14 protein-coding genes are annotated in these 18,770 nt (G+C 63.7%); 5 read left to right on the plus strand and 9 right to left on the minus strand.

What is annotated here, in order from left to right:
* The coding region (locus QWY79_RS03875) for a hypothetical protein (RefSeq protein WP_290270076.1) at nt 1-333 on the plus strand (333 nt) is incomplete at its 5' end.
* Between the two features lie 127 nt (nt 334-460).
* On the opposite strand, the gene pssA is transcribed toward QWY79_RS03875, so the two are convergent.
* Entirely contained in the window at nt 461-1,291 is an 831-nt protein-coding gene (gene pssA, locus QWY79_RS03880) for a CDP-diacylglycerol--serine O-phosphatidyltransferase (RefSeq protein WP_290270078.1), read from the minus strand.
* A 161-nt stretch (nt 1,292-1,452) separates the two neighbouring features.
* Entirely contained in the window at nt 1,453-2,508 is a 1,056-nt protein-coding gene (ilvC, locus tag QWY79_RS03885) for a ketol-acid reductoisomerase (RefSeq protein WP_281285708.1), read from the minus strand.
* A 149-nt stretch (nt 2,509-2,657) separates the two neighbouring features.
* Here ilvC and ilvY point away from each other — a divergent pair, with 149 nt between their 5' ends.
* A complete protein-coding gene (gene ilvY / locus QWY79_RS03890; protein WP_290270080.1) occupies nt 2,658-3,548 on the plus strand; it encodes an HTH-type transcriptional activator IlvY in 891 nt (296 codons plus the stop codon).
* 104 nt (nt 3,549-3,652) lie between these two features.
* Nucleotides 3,653-4,660, plus strand: a complete 1,008-nt coding sequence (locus QWY79_RS03895) for a zinc-dependent alcohol dehydrogenase family protein (RefSeq protein ID WP_290270082.1) — start codon at nt 3,653-3,655, stop codon at nt 4,658-4,660.
* A 79-nt stretch (nt 4,661-4,739) separates the two neighbouring features.
* Here the strand turns inward: QWY79_RS03895 and ilvN are convergent, their stop codons facing one another.
* The 5 genes from ilvN to QWY79_RS03920 form a co-directional block, all read right to left on the minus strand.
* A complete protein-coding gene (gene ilvN / locus QWY79_RS03900) occupies nt 4,740-5,231 on the minus strand; it encodes an acetolactate synthase small subunit (RefSeq protein ID WP_013331089.1) in 492 nt (163 codons plus the stop codon).
* Nucleotides 5,231-6,955 (minus strand): acetolactate synthase 3 large subunit, encoded by a 1,725-nt coding sequence (locus tag QWY79_RS03905; RefSeq protein ID WP_141321939.1) that lies wholly within the window; start codon nt 6,953-6,955, stop codon nt 5,231-5,233. The genes ilvN and QWY79_RS03905 overlap by 1 nt, the downstream gene beginning before the upstream one ends.
* Before the next feature lie 509 nt (nt 6,956-7,464).
* Entirely contained in the window at nt 7,465-10,044 is a 2,580-nt protein-coding gene (gene clpB / locus QWY79_RS03910; RefSeq protein WP_290270090.1) for an ATP-dependent chaperone ClpB, read from the minus strand.
* A 290-nt stretch (nt 10,045-10,334) separates the two neighbouring features.
* Nucleotides 10,335-11,285, minus strand: coding sequence for a thioredoxin-disulfide reductase (trxB, locus tag QWY79_RS03915; RefSeq protein ID WP_290270091.1), 951 nt, complete (start codon nt 11,283-11,285; stop codon nt 10,335-10,337).
* Between the two features lie 200 nt (nt 11,286-11,485).
* Complete coding sequence (locus QWY79_RS03920) at nt 11,486-11,695, minus strand: zinc ribbon domain-containing protein (protein WP_141322043.1); 210 nt, start codon at nt 11,693-11,695, stop codon at nt 11,486-11,488.
* 160 nt (nt 11,696-11,855) lie between these two features.
* Here QWY79_RS03920 and acnA point away from each other — a divergent pair, with 160 nt between their 5' ends.
* Nucleotides 11,856-14,600, plus strand: coding sequence for an aconitate hydratase AcnA (gene acnA / locus QWY79_RS03925; protein ID WP_290270095.1), 2,745 nt, complete (start codon nt 11,856-11,858; stop codon nt 14,598-14,600).
* 94 nt (nt 14,601-14,694) lie between these two features.
* Here acnA and QWY79_RS03930 read toward each other — a convergent pair whose 3' ends face one another.
* On the minus strand, nt 14,695-15,960 hold the full coding sequence (locus QWY79_RS03930) for an aromatic ring-hydroxylating oxygenase subunit alpha (protein WP_290270097.1): 1,266 nt from the start codon (nt 15,958-15,960) through the stop codon (nt 14,695-14,697).
* Nucleotides 15,961-16,164: 204 nt separating this feature from the next.
* On the opposite strand from QWY79_RS03930, the gene QWY79_RS03935 reads away from it, so the two are divergent.
* Nucleotides 16,165-17,070 carry a LysR substrate-binding domain-containing protein gene (locus tag QWY79_RS03935; RefSeq protein ID WP_290270099.1) on the plus strand — a complete coding sequence of 302 codons (906 nt, stop codon included), beginning with the start codon at nt 16,165-16,167 and terminating at the stop codon, nt 17,068-17,070.
* Here QWY79_RS03935 and QWY79_RS03940 read toward each other — a convergent pair.
* A complete protein-coding gene (locus QWY79_RS03940; RefSeq protein WP_141321947.1) occupies nt 17,062-18,741 on the minus strand; it encodes an NAD-dependent malic enzyme in 1,680 nt (559 codons plus the stop codon). The genes QWY79_RS03935 and QWY79_RS03940 overlap by 9 nt on opposite strands.
* Nucleotides 18,742-18,770 lie beyond the last annotated feature (29 nt).

Genomic DNA, 18,770 nt, shown 5'->3' on the forward strand with positions numbered 1-18,770 from the left:
GTCATCAGCGCCTGGCGAGGAAGGCGTATTCTACAGGATCGGTGCCTGGCGTCAAGCTCGATGTGTTGCCGAGCGAACGACGCAGCCTCGAAAGGCGGCTTCCGATCAAGCCCTTGGCGGACCCTGCAAGAAGTGGTGCGTATTCTACCGAAATCCGCGGCTCTGTCAATCGATGATTTTCGTCGTGATGCCGAAAAACGCCAAGAAAAACAGTGGCTTCCACCTCTTTCCACCGCTGGCGAGGTTGGCCCGTCGCCGGCAGCGGATGCGTACTATATGGCCTCAGTCGGCTTCACGCAAGGAGTTTTTGAAGGGATTTTTACCGACTCGTGACACGGCGCCCTGCCGAATCATCCACAGCCCTCATGTGCCGGACCGCCTGTGGATAACCGGGTGCCAGGAGCCAAGTACGCGAACGCCCGCACGAGGCGGGCGTTGTGTACGCGTGGCCTGATGAATGTCAGACCGTGGACTTACGCAGCTTGCGCACCCCGGCCAGGACAGGTCCGGATGCCACATAGGTGCCGAACAACAGCAACAGCATCACGGAGGGTTCGATGGAAATCACCACGAAACCGAGCACGATGGCCAGCAGCATGACGAAAGGCACCGGCCCCTTGAGGTCGATATCCTTGAAACTGTAGTAACGGATGTTGCTGACCATCAGCACACCGGCGGCGCCGACGACACCCAGCATCCACAGCTTGAAGCCGAAGGCATCCGCCTCGAAGCTGTGAAAGGTCCAGACACTTGCCGCGACCAGGGCCGCCGCCGAGGGACTGGGCAAGCCGATGAACCATTTCTTGTCGACACTACCGATCTGCACATTGAAGCGCGCCAGACGCAGTGCCGCGCAGGCCACATAGAGGAAGGCCACGACCCAGCCGGTCTTGCCGACATCCTGCAGAATCCAGATGAATGACACGAGCCCGGGAGCAACGCCGAAGGACAGCATGTCGGAGAGGCTGTCGAACTCCGCTCCGAAATCGCTCTGGGTATTGGTCAGGCGAGCCACTCGGCCATCCAGGCCATCCAGCACCATGGCAATGAAAATCGCGATGGATGCGGCGGCAAAGTCCCCGTTGATGGCAGCGACCACGGCAAAAAAACCCGAGAACAGCGCCGAGGTGGTGAAGAGGTTGGGCAGCAGGTAGATGCCGCGACGCTTGACCTTGCGGCCATCTTCGACGGCCTCCTCGACGACTTCGGACTCGCGCATGAAGGTCGACGCCAGGTCCTCGTCGTTCGTGTCGCGCCCCGTCTGTTCGCCGTTATTCGGGTCTTGGCTCATCAGTGTCTTCCATTGCAGCTGAAGGTTCTTGTCATTCTACACACTGCGGCCGGGATGGCTCACGATTCATCGCACGTCCGGCAGCGCCCGGAACGCAACGGGGGCACGGTGTATCACCGCGCCCCCGTCAACGGATGCCTTCTACCAGCCAGCGGGCTCGATCAGTTCTTGCTCTTATCGACCAGCTGGTTGGCCGCGATCCACGGCATCATGCCACGCAGCTTCTCGCCGACCTGCTCGATCGGATGCTCGGCATTGAGTCGGCGACGTGCGGTCATCGAGGGATAGTTGCTGTTGCCCTCGTTGATGAACATCTTGGCATACTCGCCGTTCTGGATGCGCTTGAGCGCGCTGCGCATAGCCTGGCGCGACTGCTCGTTGATGATTTCGCCGCCGGTCACATACTCGCCATACTCCGCATTGTTGGAGATGGAGTAGTTCATGTTGGCGATGCCGCCTTCGTACATCAGGTCGACGATCAACTTGAGCTCATGCAGGCACTCGAAGTAGGCCATTTCCGGGGCATAACCGGCCTCGGTCAGGGTCTCGAAGCCGGCCTTGACCAGCTCCACGGCGCCGCCGCACAGCACGGCCTGCTCGCCGAACAGGTCGGTCTCGGTTTCATCCTGGAAGGACGTCTCGATGATCCCGCTGCGGCCACCGCCGATGGCGGCCGCATAGGACAGGGCCAGTTCCTTGGCACTGCCGGAAGCGTCCTGCTGGATGGCGATCAGGTCCGGGATACCGCCGCCGCGCACGAACTCGGAACGCACGGTATGTCCCGGTGCCTTGGGGGCAATCATGATCACGTCCAGGTCGGCACGCGGCTCGATCTGGTTGTAATGGATGTTGAAGCCGTGCGCGAACGCCAGGGTCGCCCCCTGCTTGAGGTTCGGCGCGATCTGCTCTTCATAGATCGCTTTCTGGTATTCGTCCGGCGCCAGCAGCATGAGTACATCGGCTGACTGGCAGGCCTCTTCCACCGTGGCGACTTTCAGGCCCGCGGCTTCTGCCTTGGCAGCCGACGCGGAGCCGGGGCGCAGGGCGACCACGACATCGACACCGGATTCCTTGAGGTTGTTGGCGTGAGCGTGGCCCTGAGAGCCATAGCCGATGATGGCAACCTGCTTGCCCTGGATGAGGGAAAGGTCGCAGTCCTTGTCGTAATACACCTGCATGTCGAGCTCCTGATGATCAAGGGTGAAGGGTCGTGTCAGCGTCGATGACCACCCGCGCCATCTGTCGTGGCACTGGGATTTCGGTCGAGCCCTGGGCTCTGTCGGTGAATGAACTCTACGTCAGGATTCTTGTTGCGTAAAACGCTATATTTGCAATAACACATCCCGAGATATGCAATAATGCTCGCATGGACATGCGCCCCCTCAAACACTTCCTGACGCTGGCCGATACACTGCACTTCGGTCGTGCCAGTGAACTCTGTCACGTCAGCCCGTCGACGCTGTCACGCTCGATCCAGCAACTGGAAAGCAGCCTCGGCGTCTCATTGTTCGAACGTGACAACCGCCACGTGGCACTGACCCGCCAGGGCCACAGCTTCCATGCGTTCGCCCGTGACACGCTCGAGCAATGGGAGCAACTGCGCCAGTCACTGATGAGTGAAGCGCGCGCCTTGACCGGCGAGATCAGCATCTACTGTTCCGTCACCGCCAGTTACAGCTTCCTCTATGACCTGCTCAGCGAGTTCCGCAACCACTATCCGGGCATCGAGCTGAAGCTGCATACCGGGGATCCGGCACAGGCCATGACACGCGTCCAATCCGGCAACGAGGACATGGCCATCACCTCACGTCCCCGACGCTTGCCCGAGGGCCTGGCATTCAAGTCGCTGACCCGTTCACCGCTGGTGTTCATCGCGCCACTGGAAGATCATGACTGGATACCCGACGATCCGCGCACACCCGATATCGAGCAGTGGCGTCAGGTGCCGATGATCCTGTCGGAGTCCGGCCTGTCACGCGAAGTCAGCGATACCTGGTTCCGGGCACTGGGCATATCGCCGCGTATCTACGCCCAGGTGGCCGGCCATGAGGCCATCGTCAGCATGGTCAGCCTGGGCTTCGGCATCGGCGTGGTGCCACGCATCGTGCTCGAAGCCAGCCCGCTGGCCGAGCGTGTCCGCATGCTGCCGGTCAAGCCGGAACTGCCCTATTATGATGTCGGCCTGTGCGTGCTCAATCGACGCCTGCGCAGCCCGCTGATCAGCGCGCTCTGGGAAGAGGTCGAGGAACGCGGCTGAGCCGGGTGGCAGGGGCTCGGCCTCATACGCCTTGTCGGCGAAGCCCGTCGCGCGTCAGACTGACGAACTTAGCAGGCTAATATCAATCACGCTGGAGCGACCTCATGAACGTCATTTCTCTTGCTCAACCGGGGGGACTGGACCAGTTGCACCTGCAGGAACGGGACGCCCCCGGCGAACCCGGTCCCGGCGAGGTGCGCGTCCGACTCCACGCCAGCTCGCTCAACTTCCATGATTACGGAGTGGTCAGTGGTGCCATGCCCACGGCCGACGGCCGTATCCCCATGTCGGACGGCGCCGGTGTGGTCGAAGCGACCGGCAAGGATGTCGAGGAGTTCAGGGTGGGCGACTCGGTGGTCTCGACCTTCTTCCCCACCTGGCTGACCGGCCCGGCCGAGGTCGGCGACTTCACGACCGTGCCCGGTGACGGCGTCGAGGGCTATGCCCGCGAACAGGTCATTCGCCCGGCCACCTGGTTCACCCATGCACCGCGCGGCTATAGTCATGCTCAGGCGGCCACGCTGACCACGGCCGGCCTGACCGCCTGGCGAGCGCTGGTGGTGGAAGGCGGTCTCAAGGCCGGCGACAGCGTGCTGGTACTCGGCACCGGCGGCGTCTCGATCTTCGCCCTGCAGTTCGCCAAGGCCATGGGCGCCACCGTCATCGCGACCTCATCGTCGGACGAGAAACTCGCTCGACTGGCGGCCCTGGGGGCCGATCACACGATCAATTACCGTACGACGCCGGCGTGGGGCGCCGAGGTCAAGTCACTGACGGACGGGCGCGGTGTCGATCACATCGTCGAGGTCGGTGGCCCCGCCACCCTGGTGCAATCCATCGACGCCATCCGCATCGGTGGGCATATTTCGCTGATCGGCGTGCTGACCGGTCGCGGCGGCGACATCCCCACCGCCAAGCTGATGGCCAGGCAGGCCCGCCTGCAGGGCATTATCGTCGGCAGCCGGGCCCATCAGCAGACCATGATTCGTGGCATCGAAGCACTGGGTATCGAGCCGGTCATCGACCGCCACTTCGCGCTCGAGAACATCGCCGACGCCTTCCGCCACCAGGAATCCCAGCAGCACTTCGGCAAGATCTGCCTGGATATCTGAGCGCCCGCAGTGCATGCCCCTACGCAAAAGCCGCCCTCGAAGGGGCGGCTTGCATGATGCTAACGAATGCCGCAGCGACTCAGAGGGACAGCACCTTGTCGCCGCGGGCGATTCCGGAGACCCCGGTACGCGCCACCTCGTGAATGCCCACCGGCGCCATGGCCTGCAGGAAGGCATCCAGCTTCTCGGCATCGCCGGTAATCTGCACCGTGTACAGGCTCGGCGTCACGTCGACGATCTGCGCACGGAAGATATCCACGGTGCGCTTGACCTCGTCGCGCGCCGCGCCCAGTGCCTTGACCTTGACCAGCATCAGCTCGCGCTCGATATGGCTGCCCTCGGTCAGATCCACCAGCTTGACCACATCGATCAGCTTGTTGAGGTGCTTGGTGATCTGCTCGATGACGCGGTCGTCCCCCACGGTAGTCACCGTCAGCCGCGACAGCGTCTCGTCCTCGGTGGGTGCCACGTTGAGCGTTTCGATATTGAAATTGCGTTGGGAAAACAGACCCACCACGCGAGACAGGGCGCCCGGTTCGTTTTCCATCAGAATCGAGATGATATGGCGCATCAGCTCCGCTCCGTCTTGGAAAGCAGCATGTCACGCATGGAGCCCAGGGGCACCTGCATCGGATAGACGTGCTCGTGCGGGTCGACCATGACGTCGAGGAACACCAGCTCGTGCTTGTCGGCAAAGGTCCGTTCCAGCGCCGGCTCGAGCTCCTCCATGGTTTCCACCCGCAGCGCGGTAAAGCCATAGGCCTCGATGAGTTGCTGAAAGTTGGGCAGCGACTCCATGTAGGAATGCGCATGCCGGGACTTGTAGTTCAGGTCCTGCCACTGACGCACCATGCCGAGCGAGGCATTGTTGACGTTGATGATCTTCACCCCGCCGCCGAACTGCTTACAGGTCGACAGCTCCTGCATCATCATCTGGAAGCTGCCCTCGCCGGTGATGCAGACCACCTGCTCATCGGGATAGTTGTGCTTGATGCCCATGGCGGCCGGGAAGCCGAAGCCCATGGTGCCGAGCCCGCCCGAGGTGATGAAGCGATTGGGCTTGTCGAACTTGTAGTACTGCGCCGCGAACATCTGGTGCTGGCCGACATCCGTGGTGACGTAGGCCTCGCCCCGCGTCAGGCGACAGATGGCCTCGATGACTTCCTGAGGCTTGAGCAACTCGCCTTCCTTCGAGGCTTCGTACAACTTGCCACGCCGCTCTTCGCGCCAGCCGTCGATGGTCTTCCACCAGTCGGCCAGTGCCTCAGGATCGGCCACTTCACGGCCCTGCAGCAGGCTGATCATCTCGTTGATGACACTCTGGGCCGGGCCCACGATCGGCACGTCGGCGCGCACGGTCTTGGAGACCGAGCTCGGATCGATATCCACATGGATGATCTTGGCCGTTGGGCAGAACTTCGAGGTGTTGTTGGTCACGCGGTCATCGAAGCGCGCCCCGACCGCGATGATCAGGTCGGCATGGTGCATGGCCATGTTCGACTCGTAGGAGCCGTGCATGCCCAGCCAGCCCAGGCACTGGTCATCGCTCTGCGGAAAGGCGCCGATGCCCATCAGGGTCGTGGTGATCGGGTGGCCGAGGCGCTTGACGAGATCGGTCAGCCCCTCGCAGGCACGTCCCGTGACCACGCCACCGCCGGTATAGAAGACCGGGCGACGCGCCTTGAGCATCAGCTCGACGGCCTTCTTGATCTGGCCGGTATGACCGCGCGCCACCGGGTTGTAGGAGCGCATCTTGACCTTTTTCGGATAGACGTACTCATGGCGCTCGGTCGGCGTGGTCATATCCTTGGGGATATCCACCACCACCGGACCGGGACGACCGGTCGACGCCAGGTAGTACGCCTTGCGCAGGACTTCCGGAATTTCGGAAGGATGACGGATCGTGAAGCTGTGTTTCACGATCGGCCGGGTCACACCGACGATATCGGTTTCCTGAAAGGCATCATCGCCGATCAGATGGCTCATCACCTGGCCACAGAGCACGACCATCGGAATGGAATCCATGTAGGCCGTGGCGATGCCGGTCACCGCATTGGTGGCACCGGGGCCCGAGGTCACCAGTACCGTGCCCGGCTTGCCGGATGCCCGGGCATAGCCGTCGGCCGCATGAGTGGCGGCCTGCTCATGGCGAACCAGGATGTGCTTGACCTTGTCCTGGCGGAACAGTGCGTCATAGATATGCAGCGCCGCGCCGCCCGGATAGCCGTAAATGTATTCGACGCCCTCATCCTGCAGGAAGCGGGCGATCATGTCCGCGCCGGAAAGCAATTCCACAGATGTTTCTCCCCTGGAGGTCTCGAGTGCAATAAGCGTCCATCGGACGCCAGTTCGAGTGCGGCGGTATGCCGCTGCCGGACACGCCGGCACCTGATGCCAAACCCTGGCGTTTTTAGGCCCGGTTAGGGCCAGCACTCTCGTCGGGAAGGCTGATCGAGCAATGTACGTCAGACCTTCCCTCTCACGGCGGATCACCGCTTCGGGGGCATTGGCCAGGTCGGGCGGTTGGCCCTGACCCGGAAGTCCTTCGGCGGGTAAAGGCCTGCGGCCTACCCTTCGCGCGGAGGTGGGGGATTGCCCGCTGAATTCCACGCCCGTATCAGGAACCGTCAAGGTTCCAATAGCAGCCACGAAGTGTCAACCTCGGGTGGCCGCCGAAGGCACCGAAAAGCCCGCATGGCCTGACCTCCACACACAAGAGCGCCCGCTCGGTCGGGCTGACCGGCGGGCGTCAGTGGCAGGCCGGGGCCGCCCCTGGGGGCAGTCACCGGCCGGATGGCGCGGTTTCAGTGGCGGAAGGTCAGGCGGTCTCCGTCGAGTTCGATATGTACCGTCTCGCCCGGCGCAAAGTGCCCGGCCAGCAGATCCTCGGCCAGCGGGTTCTCGATCCGGCTCTGAATGGCCCGCTTCAACGGCCGCGCGCCGAACACTGGATCGAACCCGGCCTCCGCCAGCTGTGCCAGGGCCTCGTCGGAGACTTCCAACCCCAGCTGATGCTCGGCCAGGCGCGAGCGCAGATGCTCGAGCTGAATACCGGCGATGGCCTGAATCTGCGCCTGCGCCAGCGAGTGGAAGACCACCACCTCGTCGATGCGGTTGATCAGCTCGGGACGGAAGTGCGTGCCGACCACTTCCATGACCCGGGACTTCATCTGCGCATAATCATCCTCGGCGCCCATGCGCTGAATGATGTCGGAGCCCAGGTTGGAGGTCATCACGATCACGGTGTTGCGGAAGTCCACGGTACGCCCCTGGCCATCCGTGAGCCGACCATCCTCCAGCACCTGCAGCAGGATGTTGAAGACATCCGCATGCGCCTTTTCGACCTCGTCGAGCAGCAGCACGGAGTACGGCTTGCGGCGCACGGCTTCGGTCAGGTAGCCACCCTCTTCATAGCCCACATAGCCCGGCGGCGCGCCGATCAAGCGGGCCACGGAGTGCTTCTCCATGAACTCCGACATGTCGATGCGCACCATGGCTTCCTGGGTATCGAACAGGAAACCGGCCAGCGACTTGCAAAGCTCGGTCTTGCCGACCCCGGTCGGCCCGAGGAACAGGAAGGAACCATTGGGCCGATGGGGGTCCGCCAGGCCGGCGCGTGAGCGCCGTACGGCGTTGGAGACCGCGCGCACCGCTTCATCCTGACCGATCACACGCTCGTGCAACGCCTCTTCCATGCGCAGCAGCTTGTCGCGCTCGCCCTCGAGCATCTTGGACACCGGAATGCCGGTCCAGCGCGACACCACCTCGGCGATCTCTTCCTCGGTGACATTGGAGCGCAGCAGACGATGCTCGGAGGTGTCGGCTTCCTCCTCGCTGCTCTCGGCGATCTTGCGCTCCAGGTCGGGGATCACCCCGTACTGCAGCTCCGACATCCGCCCCAGGTCGCCCTGGCGTCGCGCCTGTTCGAGGTCGATGCGCGCCTTGTCGAGCTCATCCTTGAACTGTGCCGCGCCCTGGATGCTGGCCTTCTCGGCCTTCCAGATCTCGTCCAGGTCGGCATACTCCCGCTCCAGCTCACCGATCTGCTCCTCGAGGCCGGCGAGACGCTGGCGGGAGGCCTCGTCACTCTCCTTCTTGAGGTGCTCGCGCTCCATCTTGAGCTGGATCAGGCGACGGTCGAGTCGATCCATCTCCTCCGGCTTGGAATCGAGCTCCATGCGGATACGCGAAGAGGCCTCATCGATCAGGTCGATGGCCTTGTCGGGCAGCTGGCGATCGGTAATGTAACGCGTCGACAGCTTGGCCGCGGCGATGATGGCGCCATCGGTGATGTCCACGCCATGGTGCACCTCATAGCGCTCCTTGAGACCGCGCAGGATGGCGATGGTGTCCGCCTCGCTGGGCTCGTCGACCTGCACCTTCTGGAAGCGACGTTCCAGGGCCGCATCCTTCTCGATGTAGCGACGATACTCGTCCAGCGTGGTGGCCCCGACACAGTGAAGCTCGCCGCGGGCCAGCGCCGGCTTGAGCATGTTGCCGGCATCCATGGCACCATCCGCCCTGCCGGCGCCGACCATGGTGTGCAACTCGTCGATGAACAGGATGACGCGCCCTTCCTCCTCGGCCAGCTCCTTGAGCACCGCCTTGAGACGCTCCTCGAACTCGCCGCGGAACTTCGCGCCGGCCAGCAGTGCGCCCATGTCCAGCGACAGGACACGCTTGTCCTTGAGGCCTTCCGGCACCTCGCCATCGACGATGCGCTGTGCCAGCCCCTCGACAATGGCCGTCTTGCCCACCCCGGGCTCGCCGATCAGCACCGGATTGTTCTTGGTGCGCCGTTGCAGCACCTGGATGGCGCGCCGGATCTCGTCGTCACGGCCGATGACCGGATCGATCTTGCCACTGGTCGCGCGCTCGGTGAGGTCCAGGGTGTACTTGTCCAGCGCCTCGCGCTGCCCTTCCGCATCGGGGTCGTCGACCCTGGCACCGCCGCGCACGCTATTGACCGCCGTCTCCAGCGACTGACGCGACAGCCCCGCCTGGGTCAGCACCTTGCTGACCGCATGACGCATGTCCAGCGCCGCCAGCAGCACCAGCTCGCTGGCGATATACTGATCACCGCGCTTCTGCGCCTCGCGGTCCGTCAGGTTGAAGAGCTTGACCAGATCGCGGGACGGCTGCACCTCACCGTCGAAGTCCCCCACCCTGGGCAGGTCGTTCAGATGGCTCTTCAAGGCATCGCGCAGCCGCGTCGCATCGCCCCCGGCCTTCTGGATCAGCGCCTTGACGCCGGTATCACTGGCATCCAGCAAGGCCATCAGCAGATGCCCCGGCTCGAGCTGGTTATGCCCCTGCCCCACGGCCAGGGACTGGGCATCCGCCACCGCATTCTGCAACTTGGCAGTGAATTTATCGAAACGCATTCGTAATCCTCCATCGGGGTAACGGCGCGTTCGGACGCGCCGCCTGACCCTGTCAATGTGTCTTGACAGAAGAGATGGAGTCTGGTGGCAGGGTTTTCAAGGTAGGGGAAGAGGGAAGAGGGAAGAGGGAAGAGGGAAGAGGGAAGAGGCCAGGCTAGCGCCCGGGGTTGTGGCATCTAGGGGTTTGACTTCCCTCTTAAGGCGCGAAGCGCCGTTCTTCCCTCTTTAGAAAGCGCCAGGCGCGTACTTGCCACTTCCCCCGGTCGACAGGCCGGGCGCTCTTTCACCTTCTAGCTTTCATCCAGATACTTCTCGGCGTCGAGGGCGGCCATGCAGCCGGTGCCGGCGGAGGTCACGGCCTGGCGGTAGACATGGTCCATGACGTCGCCGGCGGCGAAGACACCGGGCACGCTGGTCGCGGTGGCGTTGCCGTGGAGGCCGGACTGCACCTTGATGTAGCCGCCGGCCATGTCGAGCTGGCCTTCGAAGATGCCGGTGTTGGGGCTGTGGCCGATGGCGATGAAGACGCCGGGGGCCGAAATCTCGCGCTGACTGCCATCCTCGGTGGAGGCCAGGCGGGCGCCGGTCACGCCGCTGCCGTCCCCCAGCACCTCCTCGAGGGTATGGTTCCAGATCACTTCCATGTTGCCGTTCTCGACCTTGTCGAACAGCTTGTCCTGAAGGATCTTCTCGGCACGCAGGCTGTCGCGGCGATGCACCAGGGTCACCTTCGACGCGATGTTGGACAGGTAAAGCGCCTCTTCGACCGCGGTGTTGCCGCCACCGATGACGACCACTTCCTGCTTGCGATAGAAGAAGCCATCACAGGTCGCGCAGGCCGAGACCCCCTGCCCCATGAAGCGACTCTCGGACTCGAGGCCCAGGTAGCGGGCACTGGCGCCGGTGGAGATGATCAGCGCATCGCAGGTGTAGGTGCCGCTGTCGCCCTTGAGGGTGAAAGGACGCTCACTCAGTTCGACCTCGTTGATGTGGTCGAACAGGACCTCGGTGTCGAAACGTTCGGCATGGCGCTGCATGCGCTCCATCAACTCCGGTCCCTGTACCCCGCTATCATCGCCGGGCCAGTTGTCCACATCGGTGGTGGTGGTCAGCTGGCCACCCGCCTGCAGCCCCGTGATCAACAGTGGCTTGAGATTGGCGCGGGCGGCATAGACGGCCGCCGTGTAGCCGGCCGGCCCGGAGCCGAGGATGATCAGGCGTTCGTGGCGTGCTTCGCTCATGGGGTACCTCACGATTCTGGCAATGGATGACACAACGGACTGAGCGATACCGACCCCTCATCGGCATGGCACAAGCCACTGCGGTCGCGTTCTGAGACATTAGGCCAATGGCCGCTGACGAGCCATCGGCGAAAGGCTATGGTGATCATGACCGCTGCCTATTGTGCCGTGCACAACAGGCCCGCACCAGACCATGTGCCTCACAGCACATCGTCATCCTGGCCTAGCATGACCGACTCGAGTTCGCCGGAGATCTCCGACACCTCGATGCGCATCTGAATCGGTGCACAGCACTGCGGACAGTCCTGCCAGGTCATGTGCCGGCCTTGCGAGATATCCACCCAGAGCGTAAAAGGCGTATCACAATAGGGACAATGCACCCGCCGGCTTTCCAGAGCGTCTTCCTGCATGGCAACGGCTCCCGAGTTGGCTTCAAGCTGACGATGTGGGGGGTAGAGCCTGCGGTTTCAAGACCATCATCATGGGCGTCGGTTGAAAAGGCCCTGTATCATGACCATGTAAGATCACGAGCCCAGGATGGTTCGACACTCCCGTGACAGGAGGAAAGCAATGAGCAACGAATCCACTCCGGATACCTTGCAGACCTTCGAGGCCGCCGGCACGACCTACCATTACTACAGCCTGCCGAAAGCCGCCGAAGCCCTAGGCGACATCTCTCGCCTGCCGATGACACTCAAAGTACTGCTCGAGAACCAGCTACGTTTCGCCGAGGACCCGAGCGTCGAGCGCGCCGACCTGCAGGCCCTGGTCGACTGGCAGCAGAAGGCCTCATCCGACCGCGAAATCGGTTATCGCCCGGCCCGCGTCCTGATGCAGGACTTCACCGGCGTGCCCGGCGTGGTCGATCTCGCCTCCATGCGCGACGCCGTTCAGCGCCTGGGCGAAGACCCCTCGCGCATCAACCCGCTGTCGCCGGTCGACCTGGTCATCGACCACTCCGTGATGGTCGACAAGTTCGGCAACCCCACGGCCTTCCGCGACAACGTGGCCATCGAGATGGAGCGCAACCGCGAGCGCTACGAATTCCTGCGCTGGGGACAGCAGGCATTCGACAACTTCCGTGTCGTGCCGCCGGGCACCGGCATCTGCCACCAGGTCAACCTGGAGTACCTGGGCAAGACCGTCTGGACCAAGAATGTCGACGGCAAGACCTACGCCTATCCGGACACCCTGGTGGGTACCGACTCCCACACCACCATGATCAATGGCCTGGGCGTGCTCGGCTGGGGCGTCGGCGGCATCGAGGCGGAGGCCGCCATGCTGGGCCAACCGGTCTCCATGCTGATTCCCGAGGTCGTCGGCTTCAAGCTGACCGGCAAGCTGCGCGAAGGCATCACCGCCACCGACCTGGTGCTCACCGTGACCCAGATGCTGCGCGAGCGCGGGGTGGTCGGCAAGTTCGTCGAATTCTACGGCGACGGCCTGGCGGACCTGCCACTGGCCGACCGCGCCACCATCGCCAACATGGCGCCCGAGTACGGCGCGACCTGCGGCTTCTTCCCGGTCGATGAAGAGACGCTCAACTATCTGCGTCTGACCGGTCGCGACGACGAGCAGGTCGAACTGGTCGAAGCCTATTGCAAGGCTCAGGGCCTGTGGCGCGAGCCGGGCCAGGAGCCCGTCTTCAGCGATGCCCTGCACCTGGACATGAACGAAGTCGAATCCAGCCTGGCCGGCCCCAAGCGTCCCCAGGACCGCGTCAACCTGCGGGACATGCCGGCGGCTTTCGCCAAGGTGATGGAAGACGACGGCAAGCCGCTGCAGGCCGTCGAGAAGGGTCGCATGATCTCCGAGGGTGGCCAGGCCGGCGCCCAGGACGATGAGCACTTCAAGCATGACGACAGCCAGGATGTCGACATGGAAGACGCGGCCTTCCGTCTCGACCCCGGCGCCGTGGTGATTGCCGCCATCACCTCGTGCACCAACACCTCCAACCCCAGCGTGATGATGGCCGCCGGCCTGCTGGCACGCAATGCGCTGGCCCGTGGCCTGGCCACCAAGCCCTGGGTCAAGACCTCGCTGGCACCGGGCTCCAAGGTCGTCACCGACTATCTGGCCGCCGGCGGCGTGCAGGATGACCTGAACGAGCTGGGCTTCAACCTGGTGGGTTATGGCTGCACCACCTGCATCGGCAACTCCGGGCCGCTGCCGGAAGCCATCGAGAAAGCCGTCGAAACCGGCGACCTGACCGTGGCCTCGGTGCTGTCCGGCAACCGCAACTTCGAGGGCCGGGTACATCCGCTGGTCAAGACCAACTGGCTGGCGTCACCGCCCCTGGTAGTGGCCTATGCACTGGCCGGCAACGTGCGCAAGGACCTGGCCAACGAACCGCTGGGCACCGGGAGCGACGGCAAGCCGGTCTATCTCAAGGATATCTGGCCGAGCCAGGCCGAGATCGCCGAGGCCGTCGAGAAGGTCAAGACCGAGATGTACCGCAAGGAGTATGCCGAGGTCTTCGACGGCGACGATGTCTGGAAGTCCATCGAGGTGCCGGAAAGCCAGGTCTACAAGTGGTCCAAGGATTCCACCTACATCCAGCACCCGCCCTTCTTCGACGGCATGGGGCGTGAGCCGGCGCCGACCGAGGACATCAAGGACGCTCACATCCTGGCCAAGCTCGGCGACTCGGTGACCACCGACCACATCTCGCCGGCCGGCGCCATCAAGCCCGACAGCCCCGCCGGACGCTACCTGCAGGAGAACGGCGTCAAGCCGGTCGACTTCAACTCCTACGGCTCGCGTCGCGGCAACCACGAGGTCATGATGCGCGGCACCTTCGCCAACGTCCGCATCAAGAACGAGATGCTCGATGGCGTGGTCGGCGGTGAGACCCGCCACGTGCCGAGTGGCGAGCAGATGGCCATCTACGACGCGGCCATGCAGTATCAGCAGGAAGGCACGCCCCTGGTCGTCGTCGCCGGCAAGGAATACGGCACCGGCTCCTCCCGTGACTGGGCCGCCAAGGGCACCCGCCTGCTGGGCGTGCGCGCCGTGCTCGCCGAGTCCTACGAGCGCATCCACCGCTCCAACCTGATCGGCATGGGCGTGGTACCGCTGCAGTTCACCAATGGCGACACCCGTGAAACGCTCGGCCTGACCGGTGACGAACGCGTCTCCATCTCCGGCCTCGCGGAGCTGGAAGCCGGCGGCAAGGTCGAAGTGACCATCAGCAGCGCCAAGGGCGAAAAACGCGTCGAGGCACTGTGCCGCATCGACACCGCCAACGAGATGGAGTACTACCAGCACGGCGGCATCCTGCACTATGTGCTGCGCAACATGATCGGCACCGCCTGATCACTTCCCGTTGCGCTGATGCCAAAAGCCCCGCCGGCTCACACCGGCGGGGCTTTTTTGTAACGAGGCCCGGGCCGCCGGCGGGCACCACACCCTACCCGGCCTGAGTGCGCCGCGTCGCGCACTCCCTGGCCTGGCGATCCTCCTGCCCAGCGCCCTGCAGCGCGTCGCAGTACCATTCGACGAACTGCGCCACGCCGCTTTCTTCTTCCGGCGAATAGGGCCCCGGTTCGTAGGCCGGTGACAGGATGCCACGCTGATTATCCTCGACGATCTCGCGATCCTCGTTGTTGGTGTCGATCCACACCCGGGTCAGCCGCTCGAGGTCGTAGTCCACGCCCTCCACGGCGTCCTTGTGAACCAGCCAGGTGGTGGTGACCTCGGTTGAGGTCGGACCGAGCGGGTTGACGCGAAACGTCATGGCCTGGTCGGGCAGCAGGTGACACCAGGTGCTCGGGTAATGAAACTTCATCAGCGTGCCGGCGTCGGGAATACCGACTCGCCCCAGCGGACGCTGAACCCCGACCTGGCCATCCAGGGTATAGCTGACCGCCCCGGCCTGCAGCGGCATGCGGGCCAGCCGGTATTGCCCTGCCGGATCCATGCGAAACTGCGCTGCCACCCCGGCCTGTTCACAGCGCTCGAAATGCGCCTGCAGGCGCGGTGCTACACTGCCATCCGGCCGCACACCGGCAATATCGGGATCGACATCGAACGAATGGCACAGCGAGGGGTGACAGACACTGCAGTGGTAACACTCGCGGTTGTTCTCCCACACCAGCTTCCAGTTGGCCTGCTCGACGATGGTCGAGACATGCGCCACCCTGGCGTCCGCGAGCTCATGTACACCGAGGTAAGGCTCCGCCAGCTCGGCAAAGGCGTCGAAGTCCGGCGCCTCGTCGGCCAGGCAGATATAGACCAGGCCGCACAGCTCGCGACAGTGAACGCGCTTCAGGCCGTGCTCGGCCGGGTCGAAATCGTCGCCCATGGAGCGTGCCCACAGGAGTCGGCCATCCAGCTCGTAGGTCCACTGGTGATAGGGGCACACCAGCTTGGCAACGCTGCCCTGGGGTTTGTTGCACAGGATGGAACCGCGATGCCGGCAGGTATTGTGGAAGGCGCGAATCCTGCCATCCTGGCCGCGCACCAGAACGAGGTTGTAGGCACCGACGCGATGGGTCACGTAGTGCCCCGGCTTGGCTAGTTGGCAGGCCGGAATGGCATACAACCACTGGCGATAGAAGATCCTCTCGAGGTCGAGCTCGAAGAGCGCCTGCGACGTATAAAAGGGGCGCTCGAGAGAGTAGCCGGGACGGCGGCGCGCCAGCATGGCCGGCAGGTCAAGGGTAGATGGCGTCATGGTCGAGTGTCCTTGTCTGCATGAAAAGGTGCCTCTTCCGACGCTAGGCCAGGGCGCCTCCTGCCACAACTTCAAAAAAACCCTTCCTGACTTAGCTGTATTTAGCCAGACGGTGACCGGCGCATTCCGCTTTGATGCATCACTGGCCTTTGATAAAAATGCATCGGATACTGACCGACACCGGCGCCATGCGACAATGTGACTATGCCAAAACGTTTGTATGACCTGCCCTCGATGCATGCCCTGGTATGCTTCGAAGCGGCCGCGCGCCATCAGGGCTTCAAGGCCGCTGCCAGTGAGCTGCATGTCACATCGGCGGCCATCAGCCACCAGGTCAAGAGCCTCGAAGTCGAGCTCGGGCGCGAGCTGTTCCGACGTTACCATCGCGGCGTGGAGCTGACGGAAAGCGGTGCCTACCTGCTCCTGGCGGTGCAAAGGGGCTTCGAGGGCATCTCCGACAGCATTGGCCAGCTGCGCACTCAACAGAGCCAGGCCGCCGTTACCATAAGCGCGACCACGGCGGTCAGCTCGCTGTGGCTGACGCCCAAGCTATCGCGGTTCTGGCGTCATCACGGCCATGTCTCCGTGGCACAGATCGTCAGTGACGTCGACACCCCTCGTTCACAGTGGGATCTCAGCATCAAGTACGGCGACATTCATGCCGAAACGATGGCCTGTCGAGCGCTGATGCGTGACCGCATCATTGCCCTGGGCAGCCCGCGCTTTGCCGAGGAACAGCGGATTCAGAGCCTCGACGATCTGCAGCGTGCGCCGCTGATTCATCTCGAGGCGGAAGAGACCGGTTGGACGGGGTGGCAAGACTGGTTCGCACAGCTCGGCTACACGAGCCCGCGCGCTCACGGCTTCAGCGTCAACAACTACATCATCGCGCTGCAGGCGGCACAGGACGACATGGGCGCCATCCTCGGCTGGGAGGGGTTGACCACCAGGCTTGTCGAAACCGGCAAGCTGGTGCAGCTTGTGCCGCAGGACATCCCCTCCCCGCTCGACTTCTACATTCGCATCAACGCCAGGGCGAGCGGGCGAGCCATGCTGCTGTGTGACTGGCTGCTGCAAGCCCCGGATCCGGGGCTGCCGGGATCAGTATGAGCGACGCCGATAGCTGCGATAGCGCGGATACCAGAAGTGCCGCTCGATCGCCTCGTGGATCGCCTGCTCGTCGCTCTTCAGCGCCACTTCCTCGCGCTGTGCTTCCAGCGCGACCTCGAAGGCGATCGCCTTGGACAACTCACGAATGTCCGCCAGCGCCGGCAGGACCGCCCCTTCACCGGTCCGCGCCACCGGCGCCGCGGCGGCCAGGGCCCGGGAGGCTGCCATCAGCATGCCATCGGTGACACGAGTGGCCCCGGAGGCCACCACCCCGAGGCCGATGCCCGGGAAGATATAGGCGTTGTTGCACTGCGCGATCGGGTACTGACGCCCGCCATGTTCCACCGGCGCGAAGGGACTGCCGGTTGCCACCATGGCCTGACCATCGGTCCAGCGAATCACGTCCTCGGGCAGCGCCTCGGCACGTGACGTCGGGTTGGACAGCGGCATGACCAGAGGGGACGGACAGCCCGCATGCATGGTGCGGATCACCTCTTCGGTGAACATCCCCTTCTGACCACAGACCCCCAGCAGCACCGTGGGGCGCACCTGCCTGACCACCTCGAGCAGCGACTGGCCGTCCCAGGCTTCGACCAGCGTAGTGTCCTGGGCCAGGCGACGCTGGAAGTCGCGCAGCCCCTCCTGGTCCGTGGTGACCAGGCCATCGCGATCGACCATGAAGATACGCGCTCGCGCTTCCTCCTCGCTCAGCCCCTCTTCCTGCATGGCCACCACCACCTGCTCGGCGATGCCGCAGCCGGCCGAGCCGGCGCCGACGAACACCACGCGCTGGTCGGCGACAGCCTCGCCGCGTGCCTTGCAGGCCGCCAGCAGAGTGCCCACGCAGACGGCCGCCGTGCCCTGGACGTCATCGTTGAAGCAGCAGAGTTCGTCGCGATAGCGCTCCAGCAGCGGCATGGCGTTGGCCTGGGCGAAATCCTCGAACTGCAGCAGCACCTTCGGCCAGCGACGCTTCACCGCGGCAATGAATTCCGCCATGAAGGCATCGTACTCGACCTGGGAGACACGCGGATGCCGCCAGCCCATGTACATGGGATCATCCAGCAGCTCCTGGTTGTTGGTCCCCACATCCAGGGTGATGGGCAGCGTATTGGCCGGGCTGATCCCGCCACAGGCGGTATACAGCGACAGCTTGCCGATGGGGATGCCCATGCCGCCGATACCCTGGTCGCCGAGTCCCAGGATCCGCTCGCCATCGGTGACCACGATCACCTTGACGCGATCCTTGGTGGCACTGCGCAGGATATCGTCCATGCGATCGCGGTCGGGGTAGGAAATGAACAGACCGCGATGGTTGCGATAGATATTCGAAAACTCTTCGCAGGCCTGCCCCACCGTCGGGGTATAGATGATCGGCAGCATCTCCTCGAGATGCTCGGAGACCAGGCGGAAATACAGGGTCTCGTTGTCGTCCTGGATCGCCCGCAGATAGATATGGCGGTCGAGGTCGGTCTGGCACTGATGATACTGGCGATAGGCCCGTTCGACCTGCTCCTCGATGGTCTCGACGTTCTGGGGCAGCAGGCCGATCAGGTTGAACTCGAGGCGCTCCTCGCGGGAGAAGGCGCTTCCCTTGTTGAGCAGCGGCATCTCGAGCAAGGGAGGGCCGGCATACGGGATGTACAGAGGGCGCTTGTCTTGGCTGGTCATCGGTTTGTCTCCGCTGTCTCTGATGGGCA

It is taken from the genome of Halomonas sabkhae (genome assembly GCF_030409265.1).
Lineage (GTDB): Bacteria > Pseudomonadota > Gammaproteobacteria > Pseudomonadales > Halomonadaceae > Halomonas > Halomonas halmophila.